Source organism: Leifsonia sp. NPDC056824, from assembly GCF_042789575.1.
Lineage (GTDB): Bacteria > Actinomycetota > Actinomycetes > Actinomycetales > Microbacteriaceae > Leifsonia.
The window spans coordinates 902,047-917,334 of record NZ_JBHUAV010000001.1 but is presented as its reverse complement, the minus strand read 5'-3'; the positions used below and the strand labels follow the sequence as shown (position 1 = coordinate 917,334).

13 protein-coding genes are annotated in these 15,288 nt (G+C 69.8%); 8 read left to right on the top strand and 5 right to left on the bottom strand.

What is annotated here, in order from left to right; translation table 11 throughout:
- The 5 genes from ACFRFH_RS04470 (at nt 1) to ACFRFH_RS04450 (ending at nt 5,318) form a co-directional block, all read left to right on the top strand.
- Nucleotides 1–897, top strand: coding sequence for a hypothetical protein (locus tag ACFRFH_RS04470; protein ID WP_382461804.1), 897 nt, complete (start codon nt 1–3; stop codon nt 895–897).
- Between the two features lie 351 nt (nt 898–1,248).
- The gene (dnaK, locus tag ACFRFH_RS04465; protein WP_382461803.1) at nt 1,249–3,117 is read left to right on the top strand and encodes a molecular chaperone DnaK; all 1,869 of its coding nucleotides are present in this window, start codon (nt 1,249–1,251) and stop codon (nt 3,115–3,117) included.
- Between the two features lie 2 nt (nt 3,118–3,119).
- Nucleotides 3,120–3,770 carry a nucleotide exchange factor GrpE gene (locus ACFRFH_RS04460; RefSeq protein ID WP_382461802.1) on the top strand — a complete coding sequence of 217 codons (651 nt, stop codon included), beginning with the start codon at nt 3,120–3,122 and terminating at the stop codon, nt 3,768–3,770.
- A 139-nt stretch (nt 3,771–3,909) separates the two neighbouring features.
- Nucleotides 3,910–4,902: a DnaJ C-terminal domain-containing protein gene (locus tag ACFRFH_RS04455; protein WP_382461801.1), complete on the top strand. Its 993-nt coding sequence runs from the start codon at nt 3,910–3,912 to the stop codon at nt 4,900–4,902.
- 2 nt (nt 4,903–4,904) lie between these two features.
- Nucleotides 4,905–5,318: a heat shock protein transcriptional repressor HspR gene (locus ACFRFH_RS04450; RefSeq protein WP_382461800.1), complete on the top strand. Its 414-nt coding sequence runs from the start codon at nt 4,905–4,907 to the stop codon at nt 5,316–5,318.
- Nucleotides 5,319–5,409: 91 nt separating this feature from the next.
- Here the strand turns inward: ACFRFH_RS04450 and ACFRFH_RS04445 are convergent, their stop codons facing one another.
- The 3 genes from ACFRFH_RS04445 to ACFRFH_RS04435 all read right to left on the bottom strand — a co-directional run bounded on the left by ACFRFH_RS04445 (nt 5,410) and on the right by ACFRFH_RS04435 (nt 8,791).
- On the bottom strand, nt 5,410–7,092 hold the full coding sequence (locus tag ACFRFH_RS04445; protein ID WP_382461799.1) for an alkaline phosphatase family protein: 1,683 nt from the start codon (nt 7,090–7,092) through the stop codon (nt 5,410–5,412).
- Nucleotides 7,093–7,348: 256 nt separating this feature from the next.
- Nucleotides 7,349–8,089 (bottom strand): cysteine hydrolase family protein, encoded by a 741-nt coding sequence (locus ACFRFH_RS04440; RefSeq protein WP_382461798.1) that lies wholly within the window; start codon nt 8,087–8,089, stop codon nt 7,349–7,351.
- Between the two features lie 9 nt (nt 8,090–8,098).
- Nucleotides 8,099–8,791 carry a hypothetical protein gene (locus ACFRFH_RS04435; protein WP_382461797.1) on the bottom strand — a complete coding sequence of 231 codons (693 nt, stop codon included), beginning with the start codon at nt 8,789–8,791 and terminating at the stop codon, nt 8,099–8,101.
- Between the two features lie 152 nt (nt 8,792–8,943).
- Between ACFRFH_RS04435 and tdh the strand changes: the two genes are divergently transcribed.
- On the top strand, nt 8,944–9,987 hold the full coding sequence (tdh, locus tag ACFRFH_RS04430) for an L-threonine 3-dehydrogenase (RefSeq protein WP_382461796.1): 1,044 nt from the start codon (nt 8,944–8,946) through the stop codon (nt 9,985–9,987).
- Nucleotides 9,987–11,174, top strand: a complete 1,188-nt coding sequence (locus ACFRFH_RS04425) for a glycine C-acetyltransferase (protein ID WP_382461795.1) — start codon at nt 9,987–9,989, stop codon at nt 11,172–11,174. The genes tdh and ACFRFH_RS04425 overlap by 1 nt, the downstream gene beginning before the upstream one ends.
- A gap of 79 nt (nt 11,175–11,253) precedes the next feature.
- Here the strand turns inward: ACFRFH_RS04425 and ACFRFH_RS04420 are convergent, their stop codons facing one another.
- Nucleotides 11,254–12,630: an alpha/beta hydrolase gene (locus tag ACFRFH_RS04420; RefSeq protein ID WP_382461794.1), complete on the bottom strand. Its 1,377-nt coding sequence runs from the start codon at nt 12,628–12,630 to the stop codon at nt 11,254–11,256.
- Nucleotides 12,631–12,718: 88 nt separating this feature from the next.
- Nucleotides 12,719–13,741: a LacI family DNA-binding transcriptional regulator gene (locus ACFRFH_RS04415; RefSeq protein WP_382461793.1), complete on the bottom strand. Its 1,023-nt coding sequence runs from the start codon at nt 13,739–13,741 to the stop codon at nt 12,719–12,721.
- A 143-nt stretch (nt 13,742–13,884) separates the two neighbouring features.
- On the opposite strand from ACFRFH_RS04415, the gene ACFRFH_RS04410 reads away from it, so the two are divergent.
- A complete protein-coding gene (locus ACFRFH_RS04410) occupies nt 13,885–15,279 on the top strand; it encodes an MFS transporter (protein WP_382461792.1) in 1,395 nt (464 codons plus the stop codon).
- The last annotated feature ends 9 nt before the right edge of the window (nt 15,280–15,288 follow it).

Here is a 15,288-nt window from a genome sequence, read left to right as displayed (position 1 = left end):
ATGGCACGAACCGATAGCTTTTCCGCGTTTGACGATCTTCTCGCTGACCTCATTCCAGAAGATCCGTGGATTCACGAAGCGGGCGACGAGCCTCACTACGCGCCGGACTACGATGCTTTCGAGCAACTGCTTGAGATCCCCATCAAGGCCGGCAAAGCGTCGGCAACAGGCGCGTTGGCAAACGCTGTGGATTCGTGGTTGTCCTACGAATTGCGTCGCGCGGGATTCGGCCTGGACGAAGTGTGGCCCCGGCCAGTTCGCCCGCGCATTCTCCCTCGCGATGTCGCGGTACTTCTTGAGCGGCTTCCGTTAGCTCTCGCTCAGGAGGTCCGCGCCAGAGTCGAATCCATGCCTTCGGTGGCTCCGTCGGACGCGCACTTCCTGGGGCGTGCGTACGAAAAGCAAGTGGATGTAGCGATCGCGCGTTGGGATCGAGGGCCGGAATTGCTCCTGAGCACGAAGACACAGGTGTCTTCATTCGGCAAGAACCTGCCCAATCGGTTCGAAGAGGCATACGGCGATGCAGGCAATTTGCGTGGCCGTTACCCTCTCGCGGCAGTGGGATTCTTCTTCGTCCAGCGGGCGACGATCGTTGACTCTGAGCCGTCTGCATTCGAACGGACTGTGGACATGATGCGCAAGCTTCGCGACGTCGGAGGCAACAACGGGTACACGGCGACAGGGCTAGCTCTCGTTTCTTGGGAAGACGGTGATTCTGCTCGACCCACGATCGAGCTTGACCGAGTTCCCGAAGACATTCGCCCTGCACAGTTCATGACCCGAATGGTCTCTCAGGTGCTCGCTGCGACTCCCGTGAATCAGCACGTTCTCCCGCGTGAATTGATAGAGCGTCGAAGCCTCCCTGTGATCGAAGAGGACGAGGTGTTGGCGGAATAAAGGGGGATTCGCGGTCAGCGATCCACGCAGGCTGCGCGGCGCGTGGCTGGTCCCGGCCGTGCGCCGCGGCGTCCGGGAAGCGCTCGCCGCCGCCCTCGTCATGGCCTCGCCCCCGAGAGCGCGCCCTCGTAGCGCATGGTCGGTGAGACGACTCAGCCTCTGACCAGGAATTCCTCGGCTGAGCGGAATAGCCCGGTCGCTCTCAAAGTTGAGTCAAAGGTACTCAAGTTTTGATCCGCGCGGCTTGACAGCATCCCACCCGGGATGTCAGGCTTGAGCCGTCGAGGCTCAACTCTTGACCCCATGACTTCACCGGCTATCCACGCCAGCAACAAAGGAGAGAAAGCACATATGTCACGAGCAGTAGGAATCGACCTCGGAACCACCAACTCCGTCGTCTCGGTGCTCGAGGGCGGCGAGCCCACGGTCATCGCCAACGCGGAGGGCTTCCGCACCACCCCGTCCGTCGTCGCGTTCACCAAGGACGGTGAGGTGCTCGTCGGCGAGACCGCCAAGCGCCAGGCGGTCACCAACGTCGACCGCACCATCTCGTCCGTCAAGCGCCACATGGGCACCACCTGGACCCAGGAGATCGACGGCAAGAAGTACACCGCCCAGGAGATCTCGGCCCGCATCCTGCAGAAGCTCAAGCGCGACGCCGAGCAGTACCTCGGCGACACCGTCACCGACGCGGTCGTCACCGTTCCGGCGTACTTCAACGACGCCGAGCGCCAGGCCACCAAGGAGGCCGGCGAGATCGCGGGCCTCAACGTGCTGCGCATCATCAACGAGCCCACCGCCGCGGCCCTCGCGTACGGCCTCGACAAGGGCAAGGAGGACGAGCTCATCCTCGTCTTCGACCTCGGTGGCGGAACCTTCGACGTCTCCCTCCTCGAGGTGGGCAAGGACGACGACTTCTCGACCATCCAGGTGCGCTCGACCGCCGGTGACAACCGCCTCGGCGGCGACGACTGGGACCAGCGGGTCGTCGACTGGCTGATCAAGCGCTTCAAGGACTCCACCGGCGTCGACGTCTCCAAGGACAAGATCGCGCTGCAGCGCCTCAAGGAGGCCGCCGAGCAGGCCAAGAAGGAGCTCAGCTCCTCGATGAGCACCAGCATCCAGCTCCCCTACCTGTCGCTGACCGAGAACGGCCCGGCCAACCTCGACGAGACGCTCACCCGCGCCCAGTTCGAGCAGATGACCAGCGACCTCCTCGACCGCACCAAGAAGCCCTTCCAGGACGTCATCCGCGAGGCCGGCATCAAAGTGTCCGACATCGCGCACGTCGTCCTCGTCGGCGGCTCCACCCGCATGCCCGCCGTGAGCGAGCTCGTGAAGCAGGAGACCGGCGGCAAGGAGCCCAACAAGGGCGTGAACCCGGACGAGGTCGTCGCCGTCGGCGCCGCCCTGCAGGCCGGTGTCCTCAAGGGCGAGCGCAAGGACGTCCTCCTGATCGACGTCACCCCGCTGTCCCTCGGCATCGAGACCAAGGGCGGGATCATGACCAAGCTCATCGAGCGCAACACGGCCATCCCCACCAAGCGCAGCGAGACCTTCACCACGGCCGACGACAACCAGCCGTCCGTCGCGATCCAGGTCTTCCAGGGCGAGCGCGAGTTCACCCGCGACAACAAGCCGCTCGGCACCTTCGAGCTGACCGGCATCGCCCCGGCCCCCCGCGGCATCCCGCAGATCGAGGTCACCTTCGACATCGACGCCAACGGCATCGTGCACGTCTCCGCCAAGGACAAGGGCACCGGCAAGGAGCAGTCGATGACGATCACCGGCGGCTCCAGCCTGCCGAAGGACGACATCGAGCGCATGGTGCGCGAGGCCGAGGAGCACGCGGCGGAGGACAAGAAGCGCCGCGAGTCCGCCGAGACCCGCAACCAGGCCGAGCAGCTCGTCTACTCGAACGAGAAGCTCATCAAGGAGAACGAGGACAAGCTCCCGGAGGACGTCAAGAACGAGGTCCAGGGCGACATCGACGCACTGAAGACCGCGCTCGCCGGCGACGACGACGAGGCCCTGAAGACCGCGTACGACAAGCTGAACGAGAGCCAGCAGAAGATCGGCCAGGCCATCTACTCGGCCGCACAGGCGTCCGAGGCCCCGGCCGGCGACGCGGGCGAGGCGGGCGCGGACGGCGAGGGCTCCTCCTCCGACGATGAGGACGTCATCGACGCCGAGGTCGTCGAGGACGAGGAGAAGAAGTAACCATGGCCGACAAGAACCGAGACGGGCAGGGTTCCCAGGAGCCCGAGCGCGAGGAGCCGATCATCCGCGACAAGCGGAGGATCGACCCCGAGACCGGCAAGGTTCGCGAGCCGCAGGGCGACGAGCACGACCTCTCGCACGAAGAGCTGGTGGACGTCGGTCCGGCCGACGAGGAGGAGGCGAGCGTCCTGTCGGACGACGACCTCGACATCCTCTCCGGCCAGACCACGTCCGACCAACTCGCGGCGGAGCGGCTCGCCGACCTCCAGCGGGTGACCGCGGAGTACGCGAACTACCGCAAGCGCACCGAGGCCAACCGGGAGATCGAGCGCGAGCGCGCGATCGGGGACGCCGTCAAGGGTCTCATCCCGGTGCTCGACGACGTGGAGCGCGCCGACAAGCACGGCGACCTCACGGAGGGCAGCGCGTTCGCGACCATCGCGGCCAAGCTGCGCACCGCAGTCGAGCGGCTCGGCCTCACCCCGTACGGCGAGAAGGGCGAGCCCTTCGACCCGCAGGTCCACGAGGCGATCTTCCAGCAGCCCACACCCGGCGTGACGGCCGACACCGTCGCCGACGTGGTGGAGACCGGCTACCGGCTGGGCTCCACCGTGGTCCGGGTGGCCAAGGTGGTCGTCGCCACCCCGGCCTGACCGGCCGGACGACGAGCGCCAGGAGCGGCGGGATGCGTGTCCCGCCGCTCCTGGCGCCACGACACATGCAGACTTCGACACAGACAGCGGGCCCCACGAGGGCACCGACCACGACAGCTCAGGCAGGAGAGGAGGCGCCGTGGCAAGCCAGGACTGGTTCGACAAGGACTTCTACAAGGTCCTAGGCGTCTCCAAGGACGTCAGCGAGGCGGACCTCAAGAAGACGTACCGCAAGCTCGCGCGCAAGTACCACCCGGACTCCAACCCGGGCGACCCGGCCGCCGAGGCCAAGTTCAAGGAGATCAGCGAGGCGCACTCGGTGCTCGCCGACCCCGAGCAGCGCAAGGAGTACGACCAGATCCGCGCGATGGGCTCCGGTGCGCGGTTCACCGCTCCGGGCACGGGCGGCCAGGGCGGCTTCGACGACGTGTTCGGCGGGATGTTCGGCGGCGGCCAGGGCGGCCAGCGCTACACGTTCCAGCAAGGCGGCCAGGGCGGCTTCGACGACGTCTTCGGCGGCCTGTTCGGCAACGGCCGGTTCGGCACGACGAGCGGCGGCTACCGCGGCTACGGCGGACCGACCCGCGGCAACGACGTGACCGCGCACACCACCATCGATTTCCTCACGGCCACCAAGGGCGAGACCATCAGCCTCCAGGCCGCGGACGGCAAGCCGTTCAAGGTCAAGATCCCCGCGGGCGTGGCCGACGGCCAGAAGATCAAGCTGCGCGGCAAGGGCCAGCCCAGCCCGGACGGCGGGGAGGCCGGCGACATCGTCCTCACCGTCACCGTGCGCAAGCATCCGGTGTTCGAGCGCGACGGCCTGAACCTCCGCGTCACCGTGCCGGTCACCTTCGCGGAGGCCGCGCTCGGCGCGACCATCGAGGTGCCGACCCTCGGCGGCGAGCCGGTCAAGCTGCGCGTGGCCCCCGGCACCCCGAGCGGCCGCGTGCTGCGGGTGAAGGGCCGGGGCGTGCAGACCGCGAAGGGCACGGGCGACCTCCTCGCCGTCGTGCAGATCGCGGTGCCGTCGCACCTCTCCAGTGACGCCAAGGAGGCTCTCGAGGCCTTCGCCGAGAAGCTTCCCGACGAGAACCCGCGAGAGGACATCCTGGCCAAGGCTCGGGGCTAGCCATGGACGAGAACACCCAGGTCTTCGTGATCTCGATCGCCGCCGAGCTGGCGGGGATGCACCCGCAGACGCTCCGGCAGTACGACCGGCTCGGGCTCGTGAGCCCGGGCCGCACGGCCGGCAAGTCGCGCCGCTACTCGATGCGTGACGTCGAGAAGCTCCGCGAGGTCGCGCGGCTGGGCTCCGAGGGCGTCAGTCTGGAGGGCATCCGCCGCATCCTGGAGCTGGAGGATCACGTCAGCGCGCTGAGCGACCGGGTGCGCGACCTGGAGTCGGCGCTCGCCGACGAGCTGCTCAACCGCCCGGGCCGGCGCGTCTTCGCCGCCGGATCGGAGGGCGAGGTCGTCTCGATGCGCGCCGGCACCCGCGTCCGCCGCAGCAACCAGATCGTCGTCTGGCGCCCCCTCGAGCGCTAGCCGCGCCCTCCCCGCGCCCGAACGCCGAGGGGCACGTCGTTGTCACTTTTCCGCGTGGAAAGTGACAACAACGTGCCCCTCAGTCGTGTTGCTAGCGCTGCGAAGCGGGGAGGACCTTCGTCCCCTCGATCTTCACCGCCTGGAGGGCGCGCGGGTCGAGCCCGAGCTGGCTGAGGATCGTCGGCGCGATCTGCGTCGTCTCGACCGGGGCGCCGATCCGCTGCGCGTGCTTCGCGCCGGGGGCCGAGACCAGGATCGGGACGTTGCGGTCGTCGGCGCTCGCGCCGCCGTGCTCCGCGATCTTCGAGGTGCCGCCCGTGTAGACGACGCCGGTCTGCGCGATGCCCAGCACGTCCGGGATGCGCGCGTCGGTGGAGGCGGTGCCGAAGTACTTCGCGACGCCCGCTCCGGCGTAGATCGTGGTGAGGCCGGAGGCCTGGACCGTGACCGGCGCGTCGGAGATGTTGTTGCCCGCCGCGGTGTGCGTCGCCAGGTACTGCTTGGCGAAGTCGGCCGCCGCCTGGGTGCGGTCGTTCAGCCAGAGCTGCATGATGTCGTCGTCCGTCGAGAACGCGACCAGGTCGCCCGCGGCCGGGTGGGCGGCCTTCCACGCGGCGTTGAGGCCGGCGATGATCGGGCCGTCGTCGACGCGCTTGAGGGCGGCCGGGTTCGTCGGGGATTGGCCGTGCTTGGCCGACAGGATGATCGTCGTGTCGCCCGCGTGACCGGTCTTCTTCAGCTCCGCGGTGAACGCGCCGAGCGACGCGTCGAGGTAGCCGAGCGCCTTGCTCAGCAGCGGTCCAGGGGTCGAGCCGTCGGCCAGGTAGCCGCCGGTGAGGCCGTCGGAGGTCGGCAGCTTCTGCGCGGTCGAGACCGTCTGGAAGTTCATGCCGAAGATCCCGGGAACCGGTGCGGTCTTCGTGCCCGAGTGGTCCTTGCCGTCGATCTCGTTGAGCACGGCCTGCACCTTGTAGCCGTCGTACTGCTGCGTGGCCAGGTTGTCCTTGGTCCAGTCGCCGGTGAACGGCGCTGCGGCGTTGCTGTTGATCTCCGGGGTGAAGAGGTCGTCGACTCCGGTGCCCGACGGGCCGTTGAGGATCTCGTAGGCGGGGTGCTTGTCGCTCCACGCCGTGTGGAGGCCGGCCTGCTTGGCGACCTCGAAGATCGTGTTCACCTTGATGTACTGGTGCGGGTAGACCGGCTTGCAGGTGGCCGGGTCGACCGGGAGCTGCGCGGGGTCGAGCAGGGAGGCGGGGGTGCCCGTCATCGACAGGATGCTGCCGGGGAGACCGGCGAGGCCCTGGCCGGCGTCGATGCTCGTCTGGTCCTTGTCGGCGGCCTCCGTGAAGGCGACCTCGGCGCCCGGCTTCACGCCGGCGCAGTTCGTCGTGCCGGCGGGCAGGAGCGCGTGGTTGAAGGTGTCGTCGTAGTAGACGCCCGTGGTGCCCGGGTTGCCGCCGGTGGCCTGGGCGACCATCCCGGGGAACGAGTCGGACGGGACCGGCGTGGAGGCGTTCGTATAGTCGGTGCCGTGCGCCGCCAGCGCCGCCATCGCGGACGCGGGGTGCGTGCGGACGTACCAGTCGAGGTCCTTCTGGTGGAGGCCGTCCACCGAGAGCAGGAGGACGTGCTTCACATCGGCGCGGGCGCCGTGGCCCTGCCCTTCGTCGGCGAGGGAGGGCGCCGCGGTGACGCCGACGAGCAGCGCTCCGCCGGCGATGGCGGCGCTGGCTGCGAGGACCCGGGGGCGCGCGGTCCGTCTGATGGGGGCCATCAGCATCCTTTCGAGAGGTCGCCCCCGAACGGGGGCGTTCAACCTCGTCGATCGTGGCCCGCGCGCGCACGGGACGCCATGCGCGCACGCAACTGCTCGCCCACGCTTCACGCGGCGTTCACCGGGCGGGGGACGGCGCCCAGGCGCCTCTCAGCTGGACGGCCGCGCACCTGCGGAGACATACACGATCGAAGGGCACGTAAACGCCCCTAAAACGCACTTTTAGGGGCGTTTACGTGCCCCTCGGCGGTCGTCGTCAGAGCGAGGTGGAGGCGCCCTGGCCGACGTAGAGGGTGTTCCGGAACTCGCGCGCCTCCTCGGCGGCGATGTCGCTGTCAATCCCGGCGCGCACCTCGCGCATCAGCTTGTGCAACTCCTCGTGCTTGCCCGGCACGCGCGCGTGGCCGGTGCTGTCCCAGAGGTTCGAGACCGGGAGGGTGTCGCCGGCCTCCACCGCCAGCGTCCACTCCTCGGTGGTCGCGAGGGCGGCGAACTCCGAGTCCATCGTCATGAGCACGCTGATGTGGAGGGCGTCCGCGGAGATCGAGCCCGCTTCGTTGACGAGGTCGAGCGTCCCGGTGGCGTCGGACAGGAACTCGACGGTGAAGCCGAGCGCCGCCGCGTCGCGTGCCGTGCCGGCGCAGCAGTGCTGGGTCATGTAGCCGGCGATCGCGACGGTGTCGATGCCTTCCGAGCGCAGCCAGTTTTCGAGTTCGGTGCCCGCGAAGGAGGAGACGCCCTGCTTGGTGACCAGGAGGTCCGGCTTCCGGTCGGCGACCGACGAGTGCAGGGCGGCGCCCTCCGATCCGCGGGCGAACAGCGGCGACCCTTCGTCTTCGACGTGCTGCACGAGCACGAGCTTCACGTCGTGGTCGGCGGCCGCGTCCATCGCGACCTCGATGTTCGGGATGGAGGTCATCAGGTCGGGGTGGCAGATCTTCAGGTTGCCGGTGACGTACTCGTTCTGGACATCGATCACGATGAGTGCGCGCTTCATGTCCGCACTCTAACGCTGCGCGGCCGGAAGCGGACGCCCCATCGAACCGGCCCAGGCCTCCCACCGCTCCGGCAGCCAGGCGCGCCCGGCGAGCTGCGGGTGGCCGGGGTGCCTGGCCTGCGCCCACAGCACGAACAGCAGCTCCGACCAGTGCGAGTAGACCCGCCAGGTGACCGGCCCACGATCGGACCGGCCCTGCAGCACGACCGTGTTGAAGGCGACCACCTCCATGAGGTCGACGGACGCCCACTCCCACCAGAACGTGCCGGCGCTGGTGACGATGAAGAAGCCGAGGTTCGTCACCGTCAGCAGCCCCGCGTGGTCGGGTCGCCAGACCACCTGCGCGTCGGCCGCGGCCTGCGCGCGGGCTGCATTGTTCCGCGAGGCGTTGGCGGCGAGGGTGCCGGCGGTCACCGCAAGACCGATCACGCCCACCCCGAACGCGAACGAGCCGGTGCGCTGGTAGCTGCCGTCGCCGAGCGCGCGCATCGAGTCGAGCGTGTACGTGCCCTGTGCGAGCGCGACCTCCCCGTCGTGGAGCGGGAACAGCGTGCGGATGCCCTGGTCGGGCACGACGCCGCCGGTCACCGAGTCGAGGATGCGCGCGGTGTGCCAGAGCGCGCTGTCGGCGTCCATCCACTCGCGGCCGCCCGCGGGGAGGGCGGCGCCGCCCCCGCTGCCGCCGACCAATTCGCCCGCCATGCCCGAGAGCTTACTGACCCGCACCCGTCTCGCATCCGTCATCTGTGCCGTGTGCGCCCGTGCCGCGGGTAGGCTGGTGCGCGGCCTCCACGCTCACAAGGCACGGCGGCCACAGCGAAGACGCACACGCACGACCCACGAGGATGGCGAACATGAAGGCCCTGTTCAAGAGCGAAGCCGCGCCAGGTCTGGCCCTGGTCGAGGTTCCGGAGCCCGTGATCGGGCCGGAGGACGTCAAGATCCGGGTGCTCCGCACCGGCATCTGCGGCACCGACCTGCACATCCTGCGGTGGGACGACTGGGCGGCCTCCGCCGTCGCCGCACCGCTGGTCCCCGGCCACGAGTTCTACGGCGAGGTCGTGGAGGTCGGCTCCCTCGTCCACGACGTGGAGGTCGGCGACAAGGTCTCCGGTGAGGGCCACATCGTCTGCGGCACCTGCCGCAACTGCCGCGCCGGCCGCCGCCAGATGTGCATCCGCACGCAGGGCGTGGGCGTGCAGCGCGACGGCGCGTTCGCCGAGTTCCTGGTGCTGCCGGCCACGAACGTGTGGGTGCACCACAACGGCATCGAGCCGGAGGTCGGCGCCCTGTTCGACCCGCTCGGCAACGTCGTCCACACCGCCCTCGCGTTCCCCGTCGTCGGGGAGGACGTGCTCGTCACCGGCTGCGGGCCGATCGGTCTGATGGCCATCGCCGTCGCCCGCCACGTCGGCGCCCGCTTCATCGTCGGCACCGACGTGAGCGCGCAGCGGCTGGAGCTCGCGAAGGGCATGGGCGCGGACTTCACCGTCGACGTCTCGAAGCACGACATCCGGGAGGCCCAGCGGGCGCTCGGCATGCGCGAGGGCTTCGACGTCGGCTTCGAGATGAGCGGCGCCCCCACCGCGCTGCCCTCGATGATCGAGAACATGAACCACGGCGGCCGCATCGCGATGCTCGGCCTCCCGTCGCAGCAGATCGCCATCGACTGGGGCATCGTCGTGACGCACATGCTCACGCTGAAGGGCATCTACGGGCGCGAGATGTTCGAGACCTGGAACGCCATGGGCGCCATGCTGCAGACCTCCAAGCCGCTGCACGACTCCATCGCCTCCATCGTGTCCGACCGCTTCGCGGCCCGCGACTGGGAGAAGGGGTTCGCTGCGGCTGCGGCGGCCGGCGGCGGCAAGGTCATCCTCGACTGGACGGAGCTCTGATGTACGGGACGTTTCGCGACCACCTCGCGGCGCAGCTGACGGAGATCGAGGAGGCCGGGCTCACCAAGCGCGAGCGCAGCATCCACGGTCCACAGGCGGCGCTGATCACCGCTGACGGCGCTGAGGTGCTGAACTTCTGCGCCAACAACTACCTCGGCCTCGCCGACCATCCCGCCCTCCGCGACGCGGCGAAGTCCGCGCTCGACGACTGGGGCTACGGGATGGCGAGCGTGCGGTTCATCTGCGGCACGCAGGAGCAGCACCTCGAACTGGAGCGGCGGGTGTCCGCGTTCCTCGGAACCGAGGCCACGATCCTGTTCTCGTCGTGCTTCGACGCCAACGGCGGTGTGTTCGAGACGCTGTTCTCCGCGGAGGACGCGATCGTCTCGGACGAGCTCAACCACGCCTCCATCATCGACGGCATCCGGCTGTCGAAGGCGCAGCGGTTCCGGTACAAGAACCGCGACATGGCCGACCTCCGCGCCCAGCTCACCGCGGCGCGTGACGCCGGCGCCCGCCACACGGTGATCGTCACCGACGGTGTGTTCTCGATGGACGGCTACATCGCGCCGCTCGCCGAGATCTGCGACCTGGCCGACGAGTTCGGCGCCCTGGTCTTCGTGGACGACTCGCATGCCGTCGGCTTCGTCGGCGAGCACGGCCGCGGCACGCCGGAGTTCTGCGGCGTCGCCGACCGCGTCGACATCTACACCGGCACCTTCGGCAAGGCGCTCGGCGGCGCGTCCGGAGGCTACGTCTCCTCCCGCCAGGAGGTCGTCGACCTGCTGCGTCAGCGCGCCCGGCCCTACCTGTTCTCGAACACGCTCGCGCCGTCGATCGTCGCCGGCACGCTCGCCGCGCTCGACCTGCTGGAGCAGTCCGACGAGCTGCGCGCGCGCCTCGTGTCGAACGCCGCGCTGTTCCGCGAGCTGATGACGGAGGCCGGCTTCGACCTCCTGCCGGGCGAGCACCCGATCGTGCCCGTGATGTTCGGCGACGCCGCGCTCACCGCGCGGATCGCGGACGAGATGCAGAAGCACGGCGTCTACGTGACGGCGTTCTCGTTCCCGGTGGTGCCGCGCGGCAAGGCGCGCATCCGCGTGCAGCTCTCGGCCGCGCACACCGACGACGAGATCCGCCGCTGCGTCGCCGCGTTCACCGCCGCGCGCGACACCGTCGCCGCGTAGCCGCGCCGCGATTCGTGACGAATGTCGCGAATAGCGACGGGAAACACCACATTCGGCACGAAAGTGCGGGGCGTGGGCGCTACGCGGCGTCGGCCTCGGCGCGGAGCCGGCGCCCGCGGCGGAAGAACAGCAGCAGCTGCGCCCCGAGGAACACGGCGAGCACGCTGAGGTCGACGATCGTCACCGTGCCGGCCACGGCCCCCGCCTGCGTCAGGCCGCAGGCCCGCGCGTTCACGTCGGGAGTGCAGAGCAGACGGTCGGCCTGCGGCGCCACCGCGCCGGACGCCAGCCAGACGCCGATGAGCTGGTTGTACGCGGTCTTCAGCCCGGGCTCCAGCGCCTGGGTGTGGGTGGAGTCGGGGACGGCCCAGTAGGTGACCTTCCACCCCGCCTTCTCTGCGGCCGTCGCGGTCGCCTCCACCTGCGGGCGGAAGTGCGGGTCCAGCGCGCCGGCGACGAAGATCGCCCGGGTCGGCTGCGGGTAGTGGGTGGCGGCGAGGATGTTCTCCGGCCAGGCTGCCTCGTAGGTCGCCTGGCTGCCGCCGTAGTAGGTGTCGCGCGTGTAGGTCGGCCGGTGCTCGCCCGGCTTGTCCGGCCCCGAGATGGAGACGACGTTCCCCCAGATCCCGGGGTGGGTCGCGCCGAGGTAGGCCGCGCACTCGCCTCCGTGCGAGTATCCGGCGATCGCCCAGTTCGCGCGGTCGCCGCTCACGGGGAGGTTGCCGCGTATCCAGGCCGGGACGTCCTTCGACAGGTAGGTGTCGATCTTGCCTGCACTGGTGTCGCTGCACGGCGGGTTGGCCTCGACGTTCCCGAGCTGGTCCACGACGAGGATGAACGGGGCGTCGTTCAGCCGCTCGTCGCCGATGCCGTGGAGGGCGTCGAGCGTCGCGCCCAGGGTCGGGTTGCCCGGCTGTCCCATCATCATCTCGACGACGGGACGCGTGCTGGACGGGTCGCGCAGCCAGCCCGGCGGCACGAAGAGGTGCGCGTCGCGGGCGGAGAATCCGGAGGCGGTCGGCGGGATGTGGACGGTGAGCTGGGCGCCGTCGGTCAGCGTCTGCTCGGTGACCGGCACGGCCTTCCGCGCCACGGTCGCCGTCGCGAGGGTTGGGGCGATCGTGAGCGTCCCGGCGGCGACCGCGGTCAGCGCGGTGACGGCCGTGAGCGCGATCGAGAGCACCCGCAGCCGGCCGACCGACTGCAGCGCGTCGCCGAGCGCGAGCGGGATCCCGACGGCGGCGATAGCGATCGCGAACCAGCCGATCCCGCCCAGGTCGGCCCGCGGCGCGAAGAGGCACCACGCGAGGATGAAGGCGAGCCCGGCGACCTGGCCGATGACGACGAAGCGTACGGTCGACCCCGCCCGGAACCGCCATCCGCGCGCGGCGAAGCGCACCACCGGGTAGGCGGCGAGCAGCCCGAGAGCGAGCGTGAGCCAGGCGAGAGTCCCCACGGGTTAAAGCGTAAGCGGGCAGTGGAGGCGTTCGGGGCGGAGAGCGGCCCCTTAACCGGGTGCCGCTCGTGAAGGGGTGGTGTCGTCGTCAGCGCGTCGGCGCGGCCGACGACTCCCGCCCCACCAGCCGGATCGGCGGCGCCTCCAGCAGCTCTACCCGCTCGCCCGCGCGCATGCGGGCGAAGGCATCCAGCAGGGTCCCCGCGAGTGCGTCCGCATCGAACGTGACCGTGCTCAGCCGCGGCAGGAAGTCCGCAGCGCCCGGGTGGTCGTCGGCGCCGACCACCGACAGGTCGGCCGGCGCGCGCAGCCCCGCGTCCGCGAGGGCGCGGATCGCGGCCATCGCGAGTCCGTCGTCGGAGGCCGCGATGGCGGTGGGCGCGTGCGTGTCGTAGCGGAGGCCGTGCGCCCAGTCGCGGAGGGTGCCGGCCGAGGCGGCGGCGTGCGTGACGTCGAGCCGGACGCCGAGCAGCTCGGCGGTCTCACGGGCGCCGGTGAGGCGGTCGGCGGCGGCGGGGCTGGGCGTCGCCGGCGCGAGGTAGACGATGTGTTCGTGGCCCAGCGCCACGAGGTGCTCGACGGCGAGGCCGCCGAACGGGCGCTGCGGGATGACGAGCGACGGCGCGTAGTCGACCGCGGCGGTGCCGTGCACGACGAGCGCGCGCACCCCCGCTAGGCGCAGCACTTCGGTGGCCTCCGCGTCGCAGCGCGCGGCCTCGGCGAGCACGGCCTCCGGCCGCAGCTTGGCCCAGAGCTGCCCGGCCTCGGCGCCGGTCGTCGCGGTGTCGGCGTGCCGGAGGGCGTCGATGCCGTCGTCGACGGTGCGGGCGAGCAGTGCGTCGAGCGCCCGCGCGACGGTGGCGCCGTGGTCGATCGCGGAGGACGCGACGAGCAGCCCGGCGACGGACTCGCCGCTCGCCAGTGACCTGGCTGCGGTGTTGGGCGTGTAGCCCAGCAGACGGGCGGCCTCCAGGACGCGGTGCCTGGTGTCGTCGGAGACCCGGGAGTTCGGCTTGTCGTTGAGGACGAACGACACGGTCGCGCGCGAGACGCCCGCCGCGAGCGCGACGTCGGCGCTGGTCGGGGCTTTGACGACCTGGGGCGTGAACATGGTGTGCTCAGTCTAGGTCTCGGCAATGGTTTTGCTTACTCGCGTCAGCAAAACCGACCGATGGCTTGTATTGGGGGAGAACCCTGGCGTATGGTTACGCGTGTTAGCACGCAACGTCGCCTGCTCTGAAAGGACACTTCCCCGTGACAACGCCGTCTGATGACTTCCCCGAGGGCCCCCGCCCGGTCCAGCCCACCCTCCCGCCGAACCTCTCCGGCGCGCCCGACAGCGTGGCGTTCGGCTCCACGCTGACCACCGCCGACTCGGCGTTCTCGGCCGCGCCGACCTCCGCTGTGTCCGCTCAGGCGCCGCAGAAGGTCAAGGTGCGCGGCAAGCTCCTGAAGCTGATGCTGTGGATGTCGCTGGCGAACATCGCCGTCTTCGGCATCTGGGGCGCGGTTCCCGGCCTGCTGCTTCCGACGCAGATCACGAACATCGTGGGCAAGGACGCGAGCGTCGGCGCCTTCGGCCTCATCGCCACGATCGGCGCGTTCGCCGCGATGGTCGCGCAGCCCATCGCCGGCCTGGTCTCGGACCGCACGCGCAGCCGCTTCGGCCGCCGCGCCCCGTGGATGGTCGCCGGCGGTCTGCTCGGCGGGCTCTCGCTGATCTTCATGGGAGCGTCGAACTCGATCGTCCAGGTCGGCATCGCGTGGGTCATGATCCAGGTCTGCTACAACTTCGCGCAGGGTCCGCTGTCGGCGATCCTCCCCGACCGCGTCCCGAGCGGCGCCCGGGGCACGTTCTCGTCGCTGTCCGGCCTCGGTCTCATGATCGGAGCACTCGGCGGCAGCATCGCGGGTGCGATGTTCCTCTCGAACGTGGCCACCGGCTACCTCGTCTTCGCCGGCTTCGCGCTGATCGTCCTGGTGCTCTTCGTCGTCTTCAACCCGGACCGCTCCAACAAGGGCGAGCCGAAGCCGCCGTTCAGCCTCGGCGCCTTCCTCCGCACGTTCTGGGTCAACCCCGTCAAGCACCCCGACTTCTTCTGGGGCTTCACCGGCCGCCTGCTGCTGTACGCGGGCTACTTCATGGTCACCGGCTACCAGCTCTTCATCCTGCGCGACTACGTCGGGCTCGGCACCAAGGCCGGCGCGTTCGTCCCGGTGCTCAGCCTGATCAGCATGGCCGGCACGATCATCACCACCCTCATCGGCGGTCCGCTCTCCGACAAGCTCGGGCGGCGGAAGGTCGTCGTCATCGTCGCCGGATCGGTGCTGGCCCTCTCGATGGTGTTCCCGCTGATCTTCCCGTCGCTCGTCGGGATGATGCTGTTCGCGTTCGTCGCGGGCCTCGGCTTCGGAGCGTTCCAGGCCGTCGACACCGCGCTGATGAGCGAGGTGCTGCCGTCCAAGAACGACTTCGCCAAGGACCTCGGCGTGCTGAACATCGCCGCGACCCTTCCGCAGACGCTCGCCCCCGGAATCGCGAGTATCGTCATCCTCTCGCTCGGCGGTTACGCCGCGCTGTTCCCGATCGGGATCGTGATCGCCCTGCTGGGCGCCTTCGCCGTCCTCCCGATCAAATCCGTCCGCTAGGAGCACCAC

What these genes read in the sequence shown, in the direction of transcription:
- ACFRFH_RS04470 (WP_382461804.1), top strand. Translation starts at nt 1, where the DNA reads ATGGCACGAACCGATAGCTTTTCCGCGTTTGACGATCTTCTCGCTGAC.
- dnaK (WP_382461803.1), top strand. Translation starts at nt 1,249, where the DNA reads ATGTCACGAGCAGTAGGAATCGACCTCGGAACCACCAACTCCGTCGTC.
- ACFRFH_RS04460 (WP_382461802.1), top strand. Translation starts at nt 3,120, where the DNA reads ATGGCCGACAAGAACCGAGACGGGCAGGGTTCCCAGGAGCCCGAGCGC.
- ACFRFH_RS04450 (WP_382461800.1), top strand. Translation starts at nt 4,905, where the DNA reads ATGGACGAGAACACCCAGGTCTTCGTGATCTCGATCGCCGCCGAGCTG.
- ACFRFH_RS04445 (WP_382461799.1), bottom strand. Translation starts at nt 7,092, where the DNA reads ATGGCCCCCATCAGACGGACCGCGCGCCCCCGGGTCCTCGCAGCCAGC.
- ACFRFH_RS04440 (WP_382461798.1), bottom strand. Translation starts at nt 8,089, where the DNA reads ATGAAGCGCGCACTCATCGTGATCGATGTCCAGAACGAGTACGTCACC.
- ACFRFH_RS04435 (WP_382461797.1), bottom strand. Translation starts at nt 8,791, where the DNA reads ATGGCGGGCGAATTGGTCGGCGGCAGCGGGGGCGGCGCCGCCCTCCCC.
- tdh (WP_382461796.1), top strand. Translation starts at nt 8,944, where the DNA reads ATGAAGGCCCTGTTCAAGAGCGAAGCCGCGCCAGGTCTGGCCCTGGTC.
- ACFRFH_RS04425 (WP_382461795.1), top strand. Translation starts at nt 9,987, where the DNA reads ATGTACGGGACGTTTCGCGACCACCTCGCGGCGCAGCTGACGGAGATC.
- ACFRFH_RS04415 (WP_382461793.1), bottom strand. Translation starts at nt 13,741, where the DNA reads ATGTTCACGCCCCAGGTCGTCAAAGCCCCGACCAGCGCCGACGTCGCG.